Below are 725 nucleotides of genomic sequence, written 5' to 3' on the forward strand. Positions count from 1 at the left end.
GACAACACCGCGACAGTCCTCACCCTCCCCGGCGTCGTCACCGGCCAGGCGCCCACTGTCGGCGCCTCGTATGCAATCCGGGAGGTCGGGACGACGATCAACGGCATGCTGTCCATGGCCCCCACGCCCATCAGCACCCCGGCGGCCACCGCACTGGCCAACGCTGCCTGGATCCTGGACGGGCCGCCTGTGGCGACCGCGGGCTCGAGCGAAGGCCGACTGACTGTCCAACAGTTTGCCTATGGGGCGAGTGTCACGCGTGCCTTCGGCATCTACACGGACGTTGGCCTCCTCGTGCGCCGCAACCGCTTTGCGCAGACTGTGGCCAACGCGCGCGCCCTCGTTCTCAACCGCGCTGGCTCCGTCGTCGCCCGAGACAACTCCGTAAGCATGTCCTCGAGCGGTGGCGTTGTGGAGCAGATGCAGGGGAGCAACGCCCGCTCCATCGACCTGCAGAACAACGTGGTCGACGGTTGCGGCAACGTCACGCTGGTCGGCCCTGTCGCCTACTACAGGACCACCGGCAACTCAGTGGTCGGCGCGGCCCGCATCCACCACATTGGGACGGTGCTCGACGGCCAGGTGAGCAACGACAAGTACTCGGGGACCACGGCGGAGTGCATCCTCGGCAACGCGGCGACCGCAGACGGAACCGTGGGCCAGCTCTCCGTGATCAACACCTCGTTCGGGAGCTGCGCCGGCGGCGTCATCAACGTGAACGGCCC

The 725-nt window shown here is 67.7% G+C and carries 1 protein-coding gene; it reads left to right on the plus strand.

The features are described from left to right. The coding region (locus tag KY501_RS52885) for a hypothetical protein (protein ID WP_224373260.1) at positions 1–725 on the plus strand (725 nt) is incomplete at both ends.

The sequence above is a fragment of the Hyalangium versicolor genome (assembly GCF_020103695.1).
Taxonomy (GTDB): Bacteria; Myxococcota; Myxococcia; order Myxococcales; family Myxococcaceae; genus Hyalangium; species Hyalangium versicolor.